Here is a 13,579-nt window from a genome sequence, read left to right on the forward strand (position 1 = left end):
CGGCTCACAGCTCGAGGGCCGCGGCGACCACCGGCCGTACGCCCGCAGGGACGTTGGAGCGTGGCCGGAAGGCGGTCAGAGGCGTGAGCCCGTGCTCCTGGACGACCGCGGAGATGTTGGACATCATCGCGTCGACCTGGTCGGCAGTACGCGAGGTGTTGGCCAGGACCTCGGCCAGCACCTGGGCCCGACGCAGCGGCAGGCCTTCCATCTCGGACTTCAACATCGAGAGGTACCCGTCGACGGCGACCTCGACCTCGTGCTCGCTCCAGGTGCGGCGGGCCGACGGGGGCGCAGAGACTCCGGGCGACAACCGCCAGTCACCGCCCTCGTCGAGCGACAGGGTGCCGTCGGCGACCATGTCCTTGGCGGTCGCCCGGAGATCGAGCTGCCACGTGAAGAGCAGGTCCCCCGCCGACTTCAGCTCCTGCTCGTGGCGCGACCACACTTCCTTGGCCACCGTGAGTGGCGAGGCTGTGCGACCGGCCGCGCCGAGCGCCTCGACGATCCAGGAACTGAGCAACGGGTCGGGGGTCACGCCTCCAGCCTGCCATCTGAGCCTCGGAGCATCGGGCGCGGTGTCCGCACCACCAGCACGCCCTCGTCGCCCGCCTCGAGCGCCGGTCGCCCGCGTGGGAGGATCGACATTGCAGACACATGGTCCGGGGTGACGGGGCCGACGAGAGGACGACGCATGATCGAGATTCTGAGTCACACCCGGTGGCCGCAGGCGCGGCTGACCGGAGCCCTGGTCGCCAACATCCTCTACACCCTGAAAAGTCGCTGCGTGCCGGGCACCAACCTGCTCGAGATCGACCGTTGGGCCAAGGAGATGATCCTGGAGGCCGGCGCGGAGTCCTGCTACGTCGACTACGCGCCCTCCTTCGGGAGCGGACCCTTCGGGCACTACATCTGCACAGGTGTCAACGACGCCGTGCTCCACGGCCTCCCGCGTGACTACCGCCTCGTCGACGGCGACCTGCTGAGCCTGGACCTCGCCGTCGTCCAGGGTGGCGTCGCGGCCGACTCGGCCATCAGTTTCATCGTCGGCGAGTCACAGTCACCGCAGGACGTCGCCATGATCGAGACAACGCAGCGTGCGCTCGCCGCCGGAATCGCCGCCGCTCGTCCCGGTGCGAAGATCGGCGACCTGTCCCACGCCATCGGCACAGTGCTGAGCGAGGCGGGGTATCCGATCAACACCGACTTCGGCGGGCACGGGATCGGGTCGACGATGCACCAGGATCCCCACATCCCGAACTCCGGCCGACCGGGCCGCGGATACAAGTTGCGGACCGGGCTGATGCTCGCCCTCGAGCCGTGGGTGATGGCGGACACGGCCGAACTGGTCACCGACCCCGACGGATGGACGCTGCGCAGCGTCACTGGCTGCCGGACCGCCCACAGCGAACACACCGTCCTCATCACCGACGACGGAGCCGAGATCCTCACGTTGCCGACCGCCCACTGAGCTGAGCGGGACCAGTAGACGCTCAGCCCACCACGTCCACCAGGGCGGGGCACAGTTCCGACCACCGGAACTGGAAGCCGGCTGCGGTCAGTCGTTCGGGCAGTACCCAGCGGCTCTTCAGCAGGAGTTCGGACTCGTTGCGCAGGACCCACATCCCCGCCTCGAGCACCCAGCGTGGGGTCGGGACACCGACCGGCATGCCCTTGATTCGACGCAGCTCGGCCATCAGCGCGCGGTTGTCACTCGGGTTCGGCGAGGACAGGTTGACCGGCCCCTCGATCTCGTCGTGCTCCTGCAGGAACTCGACCGCGGCCAGCACGTCGTCAATGTGGATCCAGGAGAACTTCTGCCTGCCTCGCGACCGGGATCCCGAGACCGGATCCTGGGTGGGTTGCTCGCCGATGCCGCGGTAGCGCCGGTGCTGGGGCCACCAGCCGTCGTGGTGCGCGCCCCCGATGCCCCACTTGGCGGTCCGCGCGAGGAGGTCAGAGGCAGGTCCGCCCAACACGATCGCCATCCGAAGGGCCACCCGTCGGGTGGCCGGGAGCTCTCCGGCGAAGAGTTCTCGCTCCCAACTGCGGGCTACGTCCACGGAGAAGCCCGCCCCGAACTCACCCTCGGACTCGGTCTGCGGACGGTCCAGAGCGGAACGGTACATCGTCGCCGTGCTCGCGTTGAGCCACAGCGCGGGAGGTGCGGCAGAGGCTGCGATGGCCTCACGAACCGCTCGCGTGGTGTCGACGCGCGAGCTCAGGATCTCGTCCCGGTTCTTGTCCGTGTAGCGGCACGCCACACTCTTGCCAGCCAGATTGATGACGAGATCGGCGCCGTCGACGAGTCGTACGAGGCCCTCGGGGTCGGACCATGAGCCGTCCGGGCCCGACCGTCCGACGCGGGCGACGTCGTAGCCGCGGCGGCCCAGGTCCTCGACCAGGCGATGTCCGATGAAACCGTTCCAGCCGGCCACGACGGCTCGTGCACGTTGAGTCATGCGGTGACCCTAGAGGCCAGGGACCTCTCCCCTGCGATTCTTTGAGCATTTGCTCAACATGCGGACGGGTGTACGAATTTCCCCTCGGCAGGAGGGCTGCGTCCCGTCGCCGCTAGACTCCCGCTCGGATCATGAGTTCGACCGTGTGGAGCCCTGGACGCCGCCCAGATCTCTGTGCGGCACCAAACTCCCGACCCCCCGCCTCCGTAGCTCAGGGGATAGAGCAGCGGCCTTCTAATCCGCCGGTCGAAGGTTCGAATCCTTCCGGGGGCACCCTGCACCACTGCCGCATCCGCTCGAACGGGTCCGGCGTGGGTGCGCCTCAGAGCTGCGGACCGCCCGCGGGACGCAGGCTGAGCAGCCCGATCCGGATCCCCACGGCGACTGCGCCCAGGGTTCCGATGACCATCCCGAGGCTGTTCACCGTCGAGACGATGGTCAGCAGTTCATACCCTCCGTACTCCCCGAGCGAGTGCATCTGCAGGTACTGCACGAGGTTGCTGACGGCGATCATCGCCAACCCCACCCCGAGCGGGATGTAGGCGACGACAGGGCTGGTGGCGGGTCCTTGGATGTTCATGGTGCGCAACCTAGCCAAGTCGGACCTGTCACGGAGAGATCGGCCACATCCCGCGGCCGGATGCGTTGAGTGCCCCACAATGGCCCCGTGGACATCGCGCGCTCACTGACCCTCTTCGCCGTCGCCGCCGTCGCCGAGATCGGCGGGGCCTGGCTGGTATGGCAGGGGGTGCGCGAACACCGCGGCTGGATCTGGATCGGAGCCGGGGTCATCGCGCTCGGACTGTACGGCCTGGTCGCCACGCTCCAGCCCGACGCGAACTTCGGCCGCATCCTGGCCGCGTACGGCGGGGTCTTCGTGGCCGGTTCTCTGCTGTGGGGCATGACGGTGGACGGCTTCAAGCCGGACCGCTACGACGTCACCGGCGCCATGATCTGCCTGGTGGGCGTGGCCGTGATCATGTACGCCCCACGCACCGCCTGACCCGGGCGACTCCCCTCAGAGCCGTCGGATCATCTTCGCCGGATTGCCCACGGCCAGGATCCCGGGCTCGAGGTCGCTGACGACCACGGACCCGGCGCCCACCACGGTGTTCTCACCGATCGTCACGCCGGGGCACACGATCACACCACCGCCGAGCCACACGTTGTCGCCGATGGTGATCGGGGCGGCGCTCTCCCACTTCCCCCGTCGCTGCTCGGCGTCGAGGGGGTGCAGCGGAGTCAGCAGCTGGACGTTGGGCCCGATCTGTACGTCGGCACCGATCGTGATCTGCGCGATGTCCAACGCCACCAGACCGAAGTTCGCGAAGGTCCGGTCCCCCACGGTGATCCTGGTGCCGAGATCGACGTGGAAGGGCGGTCGGATCTCGACGTCCTCCCCCACGGACCCGAGCATCTCCACCAACTTCTCGCGCCGCGCTGCCGGGTCAGCATCCGCGGCGTTGTACGCAGCTGCGAGGCGCTGAGCCCGGTCGGTGAGGGTGGCGACGGTCCCGTCCGCCACGTACGGCCGTCCGGCCAACATCCGGTCGCGCATGGTGGGGATCAACGGGTTCGAAGCACTGGACATGCCCCTCAGTCTGCCGTCCCGGTGGCTGCGTCCGACGTCCAGTCCGCGATCGCGCGCCGCAGGTCGCCCTTGACCTGCTCCGGGGCGAAGGAAGCCGTCACCGCCGCCAGCGCCAGATCGGCGACGCCTGCGTCGTCAAGTCCCAGCAAATCGGCGGCGATCTCGTACTCGCGGTTGAGAGTGGTGTTGAACATCGGCGGGTCGTCGGAGTTGACGGTGATGACGACACCCGCGTCGCGGAAGGCCGCGATCGGGTGCGCGGCGAGCGAGGAGACCGCGCCGGTGGCCACGTTGGAGGTGGGACACACCTCGAGCGCGATCCCCTCGGAGGCCAGGTGCGCCAACAACGCCGGATCGCCGACAGCGTTCGTGCCGTGACCGATCCGCTCAGCACCGAGGAGACGTACGGCGTCCCAGACTCCCTCTGGGCCCGTGGTCTCGCCCGCGTGGGGCACCGAACGCAACCCGGCAGCGCGGGCCGCCTCGAAGTGACGACGGAACATCCGACGCGGCACTCCGACCTCGGGCCCGCCCAGGCCGAAGCCGACCAGGCTGCTCGGGCCGTGGTCCAGGGCAAAACGCAGCGTCTCGTCGGCAGCGGGCATGCCGTCCTCGCCGGGGATGTCGTAGATCCACCGCAGCACCAGGCCGAAGTCGCGCTCGGCCGCGACCCGGGCGTCCTCGAGGGCCTCGGTGTAGGCCTCGATCGCCATGCCCCGGTCCGGCTCGTGCGGCAGCACCGAGGTGTAGGGCGTACAGGTCAGCTCCGCGTAACGGATGTTCTGCCCCTGCGCCATCTCGCGGGCGATCTCGTAGGTGAGCAGGCGTACGTCCTCCGGCTCGCGCACCAGGTCGACCACCGCCAGGTACGCCTCGATGAAGTGGTCGAAGTCGGCGAACCGGAAGAACTCGCGCAACGCGTCCGGGTCGCTGGGCACGCGACCCGGATGGCGTGCCGCGAGCTCCGCCACGATCTCGGGCGAGGCCGAGCCGATGTGATGGACGTGCAACTCAGCCTTGGGCAGCCCCGCGACGAAGGCTGCCATCGTCTCGCTCACCCGAGCCTCAACGGAACCAGAAGGCGATCACGACGGGTCCCGCGGCGAAGAGCAGCCACGGGGTCAGTACTCGGGCCTCGTTGAGGATCCTCACCCCGATGATCGAGAGCAGCGAGACCACGACAGAGATGATGGTGAGGACCCAGAACGCGTCGGCCGTCCCCTTGGTCACGGCCAGGATCATCAACCCGCCGACGAAGTGCAGCGCAGTGGTGAGGATCAACGCAGAGGCAACCCACCGCTGCACCCGAGAGACGTGCATCAGAGCGCCGCGATCTGGGTGGCGGCGGCAGCAGGGTCGACCATCTTTCCGTCGATGAAGATAGTCGGGGTCCCCTTCATCCCACGTCGCTGCGCCTCCTGGGTGCCCTCCTTGATCCAGCGTTCGAACTGGCTGTCCTCGATCCCCTCACGGATGTCGGCCTCCTTCGCGCCCGACTCCACGGCCAGGTCGATCAACCAGTCGTCATCGGGCTTGTTGCCCGCCTCGGCCGGCTGCTCGGCGAAGAGGTTGCGGTTGAACTCGAGGGCCACCTCGGGACCGGCAGTGTCGAGCACGACCCCCACGGCGTTGGCGGCTCGCGCGGAGTAGTCGCCGTAGTCGTCGAGGATCACGACCGGGAAGTAGGTCACCTTGGCCTTGCCTGCCTCCACGGCAGCGGCGAGCTGCTCATCGGTCGCCCCCTCGAAACTGGCGCACGCCGGGCACAGGTAGTCGGCGATGATCTCGACCTCGGTGGGGGCGTCGTCCTCACCCACGGAGAACCCGTACTCGCTCGACGCGTTGGCGGGCGTCTCGACGGGGCCGGAGTTGCGGGAGATCTGGAACCAGACACCCCCGATGATCAGCGCGAGCACCACGGCAACGACGCCGCCCACGATCAGGCGGTCCTTGCGCTTGCGGGCGGCCGCTTCCGCCTTCAGCCTGGCTGCCTGGACGGCTGCCTTCTCACGGCGGGCGTCACGGCGCGCTGCTGTGGCTGCCTTCTCCTGCGCGCGATTGCCTGAGGCGTTCTTCTTGGGCTGGTTCGCCATCGTCGTTCCTTTCCGGGTCGCGCCCGAGTGGGCGGAAGAGCAGGTTGTCGAGAGCGAGTCGGGTGCGCGGACGCCACACCAGCCAGAGGGAGGCGAGGAGCAGCGCCACATCTCGCGCGATCTCCTTGGGGTACTCCTCGAACGCGCCCTCCTTGGCTCCCCCGCCACCGAAGCAGCCGCAGTCGATCTCGATCCCGCGCATCCACACCGAGGCGATGCCGATGACGAAGATCGCGAAGAGGACCGCGGAGGCCATGGCGCCGGCACGGGTGAGGAGACCGAGGATGAGCAGGAGACCGACCGCCACCTCGACGATCGGGAGCGCGTGGCCCACCAGCGGCACGACCGCTTCGGGGAGGATCTCGTACGCCCGTACGGCAGTGATGCTCTCGTACGGGTCAGGGAGTTTGATGGCGCCGGCGACCAGCCACACGGCGCCCGTCGCCAGACGGGCCGCGGTGCCGATCCAGGGAGTCACACCCCGGTCCTGTCCAGAAGAGCGCACAGCCTCACCCTAGGTCAGCCCACTGAGAGGCGGCTGAGTCGCACCGGAAGTGTGGGTGACGTCTCATCAGCGACGGTCCGGCTGGTGGGCAACGGCCGGCGAGTAGTGTCAATGCACGTGAATGACCGACTGGTGTGGATCGACTGTGAGATGACCGGGCTCGACCTCGAGAACGACGCGCTGATCGAGGTGGCGGCCCTGGTGACCGACTTCGACCTGAACGTCCTGGGCGAGGGGGTCGACGTCATCATCAAGCCGCCGGCAGAAGCCCTCGACCAGATGATCGACTTCGTGCGCGACATGCACGTGAAGTCGGGGTTGCTGGACGAGCTCGATGACGGCGTGACGATGGCCGAGGCCGAGGAGTTGGTGCTCGCCTACATCCGCGAGCACTGTCCCGAGGGCACCCGTCCCCCACTGGCCGGCAACACGATCGGCACCGACCGAGCCTTCCTGGCCCGCGACATGAAGGCCCTCGAGGGCGCCCTGCACTACCGCAACATCGACGTCTCCTCGATCAAGGAGCTGTCGAAGCGCTGGTTCCCGCGCGCCTACTTCTCGGCTCCGACCAAGGGCGGCAACCACCGCGCGCTCGCCGACATCCAGGAGAGCATCGAGGAGCTGCGCTACTACCGCGAGGCCGTCTTCGTGGAGCCTCCCGGGCCGGACTCCGCCAGCGCCAAGAAGATCGCCGCGAAGTACGTCGGCAGCCTCACCGGAGCCACGGGCTCGACCCCCGATTCCACATCGTCTGACTGATTCATCTATGCTTCACCACGACTTGTCAGCAAGTCGCATGGTGGGTATAGCTCAGCTGGTAGAGCGCCGCCTTGTGGTGGCGGATGTCGCGGGTTCAAGTCCCGTTACTCACCCCAGTGATGTACGAAGCCCCTGATCCGAGATCAGGGGCTTCGTGCGTTTCGTGTCCTCCGGCGGCTGGCTGTGCAAGGTCCGTACGCGATCAGTGGTGGTCCGCCACCTGCCGCTGGGCCACCACTCCCGGTCGGTCCGCATTCCTCTGCGGCGCGGTCACCAGCGGCGCGGCGGCGGCCGGAGCGCTCTCGAGGGGCAGCCACACCCGGAAGGTGGTTCCCTCCTCGACAACCGACTCCACCTCGATCCGTCCACCGTGCGACTCGATGAGCGCGCGAGCGATGGAGAGCCCCAGGCCGCTTCCCTGGATGGCGCGTTCGTGGGCGGACGTGGCGCGGAAGAAGCGCTCGAAGAGTTCTCCCTGCTCCGCCTCGGGGATCCCGATCCCGTTGTCCTCGATCGCCACCACCGCCCAGGAGTCCTCGCAGCGCAGCGCGACCTCGACCTTGCCGAACCGATCGGTGAACTTCGCAGAGTTGCCCACCATGTTGACGAGGGCCCGGCAGAGCCGCTCGGCATCGCCTCGCACCTGCACGGGCTCGACCGGCAGGTCGACGCGGAAGTTGAGCCCGGCGGCCAACATCTCCGGCGCCATCTCCTCGCGGACGGACTCGACCACGTCCCGCAGATCTATGTCCCGCGGGTCGAGGTCGACGTAACCGTCCTGGATGCGCGAGAGCGTGAGCAGGTCGTCGATCAGTGCCATCAACCGGTTGCTGTTGCCCCGGACCCTCTGCAACGCGCGCAGCTGGGCCTCGGCCAGCTCGCCGAAACCACCGTCCTCGAGCATCTCGAGGTAGCCCAGGATGCTCGTGATCGGCGTACGCAGCTCGTGGCTGACGCCCGAGACCAGCGTGTCCTTGACCTGGTCGACCTCCCTGAGGTTCTCCACGGCAAGCCGTTCACGCGCCAAGGCCTCCTCGAGCGCCGCTTCACGCTTCACCCGCGCGGTGACGTCCTCTCCCGTGCTGACGTATCCCTGCACCCGGCCCTCGGCGTCCACGACCTGGGACATCGAGAACTGCAGTGTCAGGACGCTGTTGTCCTTGCCCAGGAACTCGACGTCGAGGCTCTCGGTGTCACTGGCGGCCAACGTGGAGGCCACGTCGGCGAAGTTGGCCGCGCAGCCGAACTTCGTCGCGAGTCGCTGGATCTCACCCTGGGTGAGGAAGATGCTGGGCACCAGCCCTTCGACCTCGCTCGCGCTGTAGCCGAACATCTGCTCGGCGCCCGGGTTGAAGAGGTCGATGTAGCCGTGACGGTCGGTGCCGATGATCGCGACTCCAGAGGCGCTCTGCACCAACTGACGTACGCGGGCCTGCTCCTGACGGGCCTGCCACGACTCGCGGCGCTGGATGCCCACGGCCAACGAGAAGGGAATGGTGACCAGGGCCAGGGCACAGACGAAGACGGCGAAGAGGACGCTGCGCAGATCGGCTTCCACCTGGCCGACGCCCGCCGGGATGGCGAAGGGGCCGAGCCCGCGGATGGTCATCGTGTGGGTGATGACGACCACGACGAGCAGCTGGACCAAGGTCTCCCGCATCGGCGCACGCAAGGCTGACCACCCGATGAAGGGGATGATGCAGAAGGCCACCGTCGGCCCCGGGATCGGCACGGAGAAGACGAGGACGGTGAAGATGACGGTGGCGAACCACTGGATGACTCGTTCACCGAGCGGAGCCACCCCCGGGAAGCGCGGGCGTCCCATGAAGTGCGGCAGCAGCACCATGTAGGTCGCGAAGTGAGCCGTGAAGACACCCAGCGCAGTGACCCACCACTGGGCGTGGCCCGTGGCCAGGGTCGTCGCGGTGGTCACGACCGCGGCCACGGCGGCTCCGGCAAAGCTGTAGGTGATGAACGATCGCAGGTCATCCTCGGAGAGCAGCGCTGCACGATGGTTGGCGCCGCGGGTGAGGCCGCGGGCGGTGACGTGAGCGCCGAGACCGGCTGCGAGGCCCCACCCCAGCGCCACTGCGAGCTCTCGCCCGTTGGCCAGGTAGACCAAACTCGAGAAGGCCACCACCAAGGGCAACAGTTTGGACCAGTGACGGCGACTGACGACCAGCCAGACCCCGGCGAGCAGACCGACGGGGAATGCCTCGGTGATCACCCCCGGCTCCGGCTGCGTCATCAGGACGTAGCAGCAGACCACGACGATCAGACCCGTCAGCAGGAAGAACCCCAGACGCGGGCGTGCAGCCATCCCGAGCCCTCCCAACTGTCGATCGCTCCCATTACGTCCTTCGGACCCTAGAGGCCGATCTTCCCGATTGTGTGGCTTTGGCGGACGGACCCCGCCTACGCGTCCTACCTTGCCCACGCGGGCGTCCGTATGGCCCGAAATGACTAGGCCCACCCTGTCCTCAAGGGTGTCCTCAAGGGCGGGTCGGCCTGCGCACGGCGGGTGACCCCACCTCCTGGGCCCTGATTTGGAGGGCTTTGCGGGCGGTGCTAATCTTTTCTCGTTGCACGGCCACGGCTGTGCGACGGGCGCCATTAGCTCAATTGGCAGAGCAGCTGACTCTTAATCAGCGGGTTCGCGGTTCGAGTCCGTGATGGCGTACACAGTGAAAAACCGCAGGTCACACTACGTGACCTGCGGTTTTTTGTGTCGGAAGCCCCTTCGCGCAGTGCAGCATCCCCCAGGGGGGTTGTACAGTGGGGATCGAACTCCGGTCACAAGACTGGACAGGCGTACGAGCGAGAGGTGCCCGATGGCCGACTACACGATCACTGCGACGGTACAACGCCCCTACGACGAGACGGTCGAGGCCGTGCGAGGACACCTCGTCGACGCTGGGTTCGGGATCCTCACCGAGATCGATCTCAAGGCGACGCTGAAGGCCAAGCTCGACGTCGACGTGGCGCCCCAGATCATCCTCGGCGCCTGCCGCCCGCAACTTGCCCACCAGGCGCTCGAGGTCGAGCCTTCGATCGCGGCCCTGCTGCCCTGCAACGTGGTCGTCCGGAGCGTCGACGACAACACGACCGTGGTGGAGGCCTTCAACCCCGACGCCATGATCTCCTTCGCGGGCGCGGACGCTGCCGGCCATGCCCTGCGCGAGGTCGCAGACGACGCGCGCGAACGACTGACCACTGCCCTGGCACGACTGGAGAAGGACAACTGATGGACCTCGAACCGACCGAGATCAAGGCGATCATCACCCGGATGAAGCGCGCCAACGGCCACCTCGCCAGCGTCATCCGGATGATGGAGGAGGGCTCGGACTGCGAATCCGTCCTCACCCAGTTGGCGGCCGTCAACAAGGCACTCTCCCGCGCCGGCTACGCCATCGTGGCCACCGGGCTCCAACAGTGCCTCGCCGAAACCGACGACGGCCTCGCCGACGCGGACGTCAAGAAGATGGAGAAGCTCTTCCTGGCGTTGGCCTGACGACCCACCGCCGTCGGGTTCGGCGGGGATGGCCGCCTCGGAGACCTCTCTGTCCGGTGAGAACGGCCAACACCTGACCAATCGCCCACACTTGTCCCCATTTCGCGCGAGAATGTCGCACGCGCGGGCTCTCAGCCTCCGCTCCGAGTACTCCTCACGAGAAAGGCTGGCATGTCTGGCGCCCTGCGTGCGGTCCTGCTCCTGCTGGCCGCCTCCCTCCTCGGAGCCCTGACCCATGGCCAGACGAGTGAAGAAGCAGCCGGGCTCGGTCTGTATCCCCTCGGCCTCCTGGCCGTCGCCCTGCTCCAGGTGCACGGCACTGCACGGCGGTGGTTCGGCATCGCCGCCGTCGTCACCACCAGCGCTTCGTTGTGGATCCTCGGCGTCAGCTTTCCCCTGTCGCTGGCCTTTGCCGTAGCTGGAATCCTCTCTGCTGGGCTGGCCCTTCGCATTCTTCGTGCCACCTCAGGCCCTCTCCGGATGCGCACCGAGAGCGACCTGGTCCGGGTCGTCGTCGCCGCCGTCCTCGGCGGAGTGATCGTGGCGGTGATCGCCGGTGTCGTCGGCCTCCTGACGGGTGTCGAGGAGCCGACTGCCCTGTTGGTCTCCTCCTTCATCAACCAGACAGCCTCCTTGGTCCTGTGGCTGCCGCTAGTGATGCGCCACCACGAGTACACCGTCCTGGCCGGTCTCCCCGAACGGATCGTGCAGTGGTGCCTGCTCGTCGGCTTCACGATGCTGATCTTCTCCACCACCTCCACCCCGGAGTTCGCGTACGTGGTGCTGGCGATCCTCGGCTGGGCGGGGCTGCGCCTCTCCCTGATCGAGACGCTGGTCCAACTCATCGTGGTCAGGCTGATCACGACCATCTTCACGGCGCGGGACAGCGGCCCGTTCGCCTTCAGCACCCATGGCCGTGACCTGCCACCCGACCTGGAGACGCTCTACGTCCAGGTCTTCCTGATCACCTGCTCAGTGACGGTGGTGGCGCTGAGCCTCAGCGCAGCGCGCACCCGTGCCGACGGTGAGCGAGAGGCGTACGCCACCGCGGACAAGGTCGCGGAGAACAAGCTCAACACCGTGTTCGAGGAGTTGGAGGCCGAACGACACGCGCTGGAGGAGATGCGTGAGGTCGACCGGGTCAAGGACGCCTTCGTCTCCACGGTCAGCCACGAGTTGCGCACCCCCATCACCAACATCATCGGTTACACGGAGATGCTGGAGGACGGCGACTTCGGAGGCCTCTCCCCCGACCAGAGCGAAGCCACGATCCGGATCGGCGACAACGGCCGCCGCCTGCTCTCGCTGATCGACGACCTCCTGGACCTGTCCCGTCTTCGGTCGGCCGAGATGGAGATCATGCGGACACCCCTCGACCTGGTCCCCGTGGTGAGAGCGGCCGAGCAGGCGATCCTGCCCCGGCTGCGACCCGCCCAGGTCAGCCTCGAGATGGACCTGCCGACCTACCAGGTCGTGGTGCAGGGCGAGGCGGAGAAGCTCGAGCGGGTCCTGCTCAACCTGATGTCCAACGCCGTGAAGTTCACTCCCCCGCTCGGGCGAGTGACGGTGCGACTGGCCCGCGAGGGCGCCTGGGCGATCATCGAGGTCGCGGACACCGGCTACGGCATCGGCGAGGAGGACCTCGACCGGCTCTTCTCGCAGTTCTTCCGGTCCAAGGTGGCCGCCGAGCGCCACATCCAGGGCACCGGACTCGGCCTGTCCATCGTGCGCTCGATCGTGGAGGCACACGGCGGTCAGGTCGAGGTCGCCTCCACGCTCGACGTGGGGACGACCTTCCGCGTCTACCTACCCTGCTGAGGCGTGGTCACGCCCCGGCGACCGGTCAGTCGCGGGCGATCTTGCGGATGACCGCGAGGACGACGATGACGCCTACGACGCCCGCAGCGGTCTTCAGGATGTTGTCGGTGCGCGGGGCACCGGTGTCCAGGTCGACGAAGTGAGACTTGATGCTCGTGACCTCGCGACTGACGATCGTCTTCGGGTGAGCCCGGTAGAGGAGTTGGTCCAGAGTGTCGGCCAGACGCTCGCGGGTCTGCTCGATCTCACGTTCAAGTGCGGCTGCGTCTGTGGTCACTCCGGCACACTACCAATGTCGTGGTGGATGGTGGAATGGAGCCGATCCACGATCCGTGCACCCGTCATGAACCAGCCACAAGGAGAACCCATGAGCGAGCGACTCGCCGTTGGCGACATCGCCCCCGACTTCACCCTCACCTCCGACACCGGCGACCAGGTGAGCCTCTCCGACCTGCGCGGTCGACGCGTCATCATCTACTTCTACCCCGCCGCGATGACTCCCGGGTGCACCAAGCAGGCGTGCGACTTCACCGACTCACTGGACTCGTTGAAGGCAGCCGGCTACGAGGTCGTCGGCATCTCCCCCGACAAGCCGGAGAAGCTCGCGAAGTTCCGCGAGCGCGACGGCCTCACCATCACCCTGCTCTCCGACCCCGAGCGCTCGACGCTCACCGCGTACGGAGCCTTCGGGGAGAAGAAGCTCTACGGCAAGGTCGTCGAGGGCGTCATCCGTTCCACCGTCGTCGTCGACCCCGAGGGCAGGGTCGAGGTCGCGCAGTACAACGTCAAGGCCACCGGTCACGTGGCCAAACTGCGCCGCGACCTCGAGCTCGACTGAGG

General features: G+C 67.6%; 17 protein-coding genes and 3 tRNA genes. 10 read left to right on the forward strand and 10 right to left on the reverse strand.

What is annotated here, in order from left to right:
* Positions 1-4: 4 nt before the first annotated feature.
* Positions 5-538 (reverse strand): hypothetical protein, encoded by a 534-nt coding sequence (locus tag DNK52_RS02335; protein ID WP_110239137.1) that lies wholly within the window; start codon positions 536-538, stop codon positions 5-7.
* Between the two features lie 156 nt (positions 539-694).
* On the opposite strand from DNK52_RS02335, the gene map reads away from it, so the two are divergent.
* The gene (gene map / locus DNK52_RS02340; RefSeq protein WP_110239139.1) at positions 695-1,471 is read left to right on the forward strand and encodes a type I methionyl aminopeptidase; all 777 of its coding nucleotides are present in this window, start codon (positions 695-697) and stop codon (positions 1,469-1,471) included.
* Between the two features lie 22 nt (positions 1,472-1,493).
* Here map and DNK52_RS02345 read toward each other — a convergent pair whose 3' ends face one another.
* Entirely contained in the window at positions 1,494-2,462 is a 969-nt protein-coding gene (locus tag DNK52_RS02345) for an epimerase (protein WP_110239141.1), read from the reverse strand.
* A 200-nt stretch (positions 2,463-2,662) separates the two neighbouring features.
* Here DNK52_RS02345 and DNK52_RS02350 point away from each other — a divergent pair.
* Positions 2,663-2,735 (forward strand) — tRNA-Arg (locus DNK52_RS02350).
* A gap of 49 nt (positions 2,736-2,784) precedes the next feature.
* Here the strand turns inward: DNK52_RS02350 and DNK52_RS02355 are convergent.
* Positions 2,785-3,042, reverse strand: a complete 258-nt coding sequence (locus DNK52_RS02355; protein WP_110239143.1) for a hypothetical protein — start codon at positions 3,040-3,042, stop codon at positions 2,785-2,787.
* Between the two features lie 87 nt (positions 3,043-3,129).
* Between DNK52_RS02355 and DNK52_RS02360 the strand changes: the two genes are divergently transcribed.
* The gene (locus DNK52_RS02360; RefSeq protein ID WP_110239145.1) at positions 3,130-3,465 is read left to right on the forward strand and encodes a YnfA family protein; all 336 of its coding nucleotides are present in this window, start codon (positions 3,130-3,132) and stop codon (positions 3,463-3,465) included.
* Positions 3,466-3,480: 15 nt separating this feature from the next.
* Here DNK52_RS02360 and DNK52_RS02365 read toward each other — a convergent pair whose 3' ends face one another.
* From DNK52_RS02365 to DNK52_RS02385, 5 genes are read right to left on the reverse strand one after another with little or no spacing between them, the layout of a single operon-like run.
* Positions 3,481-4,053, reverse strand: coding sequence for a sugar O-acetyltransferase (locus tag DNK52_RS02365; RefSeq protein ID WP_204163337.1), 573 nt, complete (start codon positions 4,051-4,053; stop codon positions 3,481-3,483).
* A 5-nt stretch (positions 4,054-4,058) separates the two neighbouring features.
* Complete coding sequence (locus tag DNK52_RS02370; RefSeq protein WP_239455332.1) at positions 4,059-5,111, reverse strand: adenosine deaminase; 1,053 nt, start codon at positions 5,109-5,111, stop codon at positions 4,059-4,061.
* A gap of 7 nt (positions 5,112-5,118) precedes the next feature.
* Complete coding sequence (locus DNK52_RS02375; protein WP_162598560.1) at positions 5,119-5,373, reverse strand: hypothetical protein; 255 nt, start codon at positions 5,371-5,373, stop codon at positions 5,119-5,121.
* A complete protein-coding gene (locus DNK52_RS02380) occupies positions 5,373-6,146 on the reverse strand; it encodes a DsbA family protein (protein ID WP_110239149.1) in 774 nt (257 codons plus the stop codon). The genes DNK52_RS02375 and DNK52_RS02380 overlap by 1 nt, the downstream gene beginning before the upstream one ends.
* Positions 6,073-6,624, reverse strand: a complete 552-nt coding sequence (locus DNK52_RS02385; RefSeq protein ID WP_110239151.1) for a MauE/DoxX family redox-associated membrane protein — start codon at positions 6,622-6,624, stop codon at positions 6,073-6,075. Before DNK52_RS02385 ends, DNK52_RS02380 begins: the two co-directional genes overlap by 74 nt.
* 138 nt (positions 6,625-6,762) lie before the next feature.
* Here DNK52_RS02385 and orn point away from each other — a divergent pair, with 138 nt between their 5' ends.
* Both orn and DNK52_RS02395 read left to right on the forward strand, forming a co-directional pair.
* On the forward strand, positions 6,763-7,410 hold the full coding sequence (gene orn, locus DNK52_RS02390; protein WP_204163338.1) for an oligoribonuclease: 648 nt from the start codon (positions 6,763-6,765) through the stop codon (positions 7,408-7,410).
* Positions 7,411-7,450: 40 nt separating this feature from the next.
* Positions 7,451-7,526: transfer RNA gene (locus DNK52_RS02395), tRNA-His, on the forward strand.
* Between the two features lie 86 nt (positions 7,527-7,612).
* Here the strand turns inward: DNK52_RS02395 and DNK52_RS02400 are convergent.
* On the reverse strand, positions 7,613-9,730 hold the full coding sequence (locus tag DNK52_RS02400; RefSeq protein ID WP_110239153.1) for a sensor histidine kinase: 2,118 nt from the start codon (positions 9,728-9,730) through the stop codon (positions 7,613-7,615).
* Positions 9,731-10,017: 287 nt separating this feature from the next.
* On the opposite strand from DNK52_RS02400, the gene DNK52_RS02405 reads away from it, so the two are divergent.
* The 4 genes from DNK52_RS02405 to DNK52_RS02420 all read left to right on the forward strand — a co-directional run bounded on the left by DNK52_RS02405 (position 10,018) and on the right by DNK52_RS02420 (position 12,739).
* A tRNA-Lys gene (locus DNK52_RS02405) sits at positions 10,018-10,090 on the forward strand.
* Positions 10,091-10,241: 151 nt separating this feature from the next.
* The gene (locus tag DNK52_RS02410; RefSeq protein ID WP_110239155.1) at positions 10,242-10,655 is read left to right on the forward strand and encodes a DUF302 domain-containing protein; all 414 of its coding nucleotides are present in this window, start codon (positions 10,242-10,244) and stop codon (positions 10,653-10,655) included.
* Positions 10,655-10,921, forward strand: coding sequence for a metal-sensitive transcriptional regulator (locus DNK52_RS02415; RefSeq protein WP_110239157.1), 267 nt, complete (start codon positions 10,655-10,657; stop codon positions 10,919-10,921). Before DNK52_RS02410 ends, DNK52_RS02415 begins: the two co-directional genes overlap by 1 nt.
* A 171-nt stretch (positions 10,922-11,092) precedes the next feature.
* Entirely contained in the window at positions 11,093-12,739 is a 1,647-nt protein-coding gene (locus DNK52_RS02420) for an ATP-binding protein (protein ID WP_110239159.1), read from the forward strand.
* Positions 12,740-12,764: 25 nt separating this feature from the next.
* Here DNK52_RS02420 and DNK52_RS02425 read toward each other — a convergent pair whose 3' ends face one another.
* Positions 12,765-13,016: a DUF3618 domain-containing protein gene (locus DNK52_RS02425; RefSeq protein ID WP_110239161.1), complete on the reverse strand. Its 252-nt coding sequence runs from the start codon at positions 13,014-13,016 to the stop codon at positions 12,765-12,767.
* A 90-nt stretch (positions 13,017-13,106) separates the two neighbouring features.
* Between DNK52_RS02425 and bcp the strand changes: the two genes are divergently transcribed.
* A complete protein-coding gene (gene bcp, locus DNK52_RS02430) occupies positions 13,107-13,577 on the forward strand; it encodes a thioredoxin-dependent thiol peroxidase (protein WP_110239163.1) in 471 nt (156 codons plus the stop codon).
* Positions 13,578-13,579: the final 2 nt, after the last annotated feature.

The organism is Nocardioides gilvus (assembly GCF_003194605.1).
Classification (GTDB): Bacteria; Actinomycetota; Actinomycetes; order Propionibacteriales; family Nocardioidaceae; genus Nocardioides; species Nocardioides gilvus.

What these genes read in the sequence shown, in the direction of transcription:
- map (WP_110239139.1), top strand. Translation starts at nt 695, where the DNA reads ATGATCGAGATTCTGAGTCACACCCGGTGGCCGCAGGCGCGGCTGACC.
- DNK52_RS02345 (WP_110239141.1), bottom strand. Translation starts at nt 2,462, where the DNA reads ATGACTCAACGTGCACGAGCCGTCGTGGCCGGCTGGAACGGTTTCATC.
- DNK52_RS02355 (WP_110239143.1), bottom strand. Translation starts at nt 3,042, where the DNA reads ATGAACATCCAAGGACCCGCCACCAGCCCTGTCGTCGCCTACATCCCG.
- DNK52_RS02365 (WP_204163337.1), bottom strand. Translation starts at nt 4,053, where the DNA reads ATGTCCAGTGCTTCGAACCCGTTGATCCCCACCATGCGCGACCGGATG.
- DNK52_RS02375 (WP_162598560.1), bottom strand. Translation starts at nt 5,373, where the DNA reads ATGCACGTCTCTCGGGTGCAGCGGTGGGTTGCCTCTGCGTTGATCCTC.
- DNK52_RS02380 (WP_110239149.1), bottom strand. Translation starts at nt 6,146, where the DNA reads ATGGCGAACCAGCCCAAGAAGAACGCCTCAGGCAATCGCGCGCAGGAG.
- orn (WP_204163338.1), top strand. Translation starts at nt 6,763, where the DNA reads ATGCACGTGAATGACCGACTGGTGTGGATCGACTGTGAGATGACCGGG.
- DNK52_RS02400 (WP_110239153.1), bottom strand. Translation starts at nt 9,730, where the DNA reads ATGGCTGCACGCCCGCGTCTGGGGTTCTTCCTGCTGACGGGTCTGATC.
- DNK52_RS02410 (WP_110239155.1), top strand. Translation starts at nt 10,242, where the DNA reads ATGGCCGACTACACGATCACTGCGACGGTACAACGCCCCTACGACGAG.
- DNK52_RS02415 (WP_110239157.1), top strand. Translation starts at nt 10,655, where the DNA reads ATGGACCTCGAACCGACCGAGATCAAGGCGATCATCACCCGGATGAAG.
- DNK52_RS02420 (WP_110239159.1), top strand. Translation starts at nt 11,093, where the DNA reads ATGTCTGGCGCCCTGCGTGCGGTCCTGCTCCTGCTGGCCGCCTCCCTC.
- bcp (WP_110239163.1), top strand. Translation starts at nt 13,107, where the DNA reads ATGAGCGAGCGACTCGCCGTTGGCGACATCGCCCCCGACTTCACCCTC.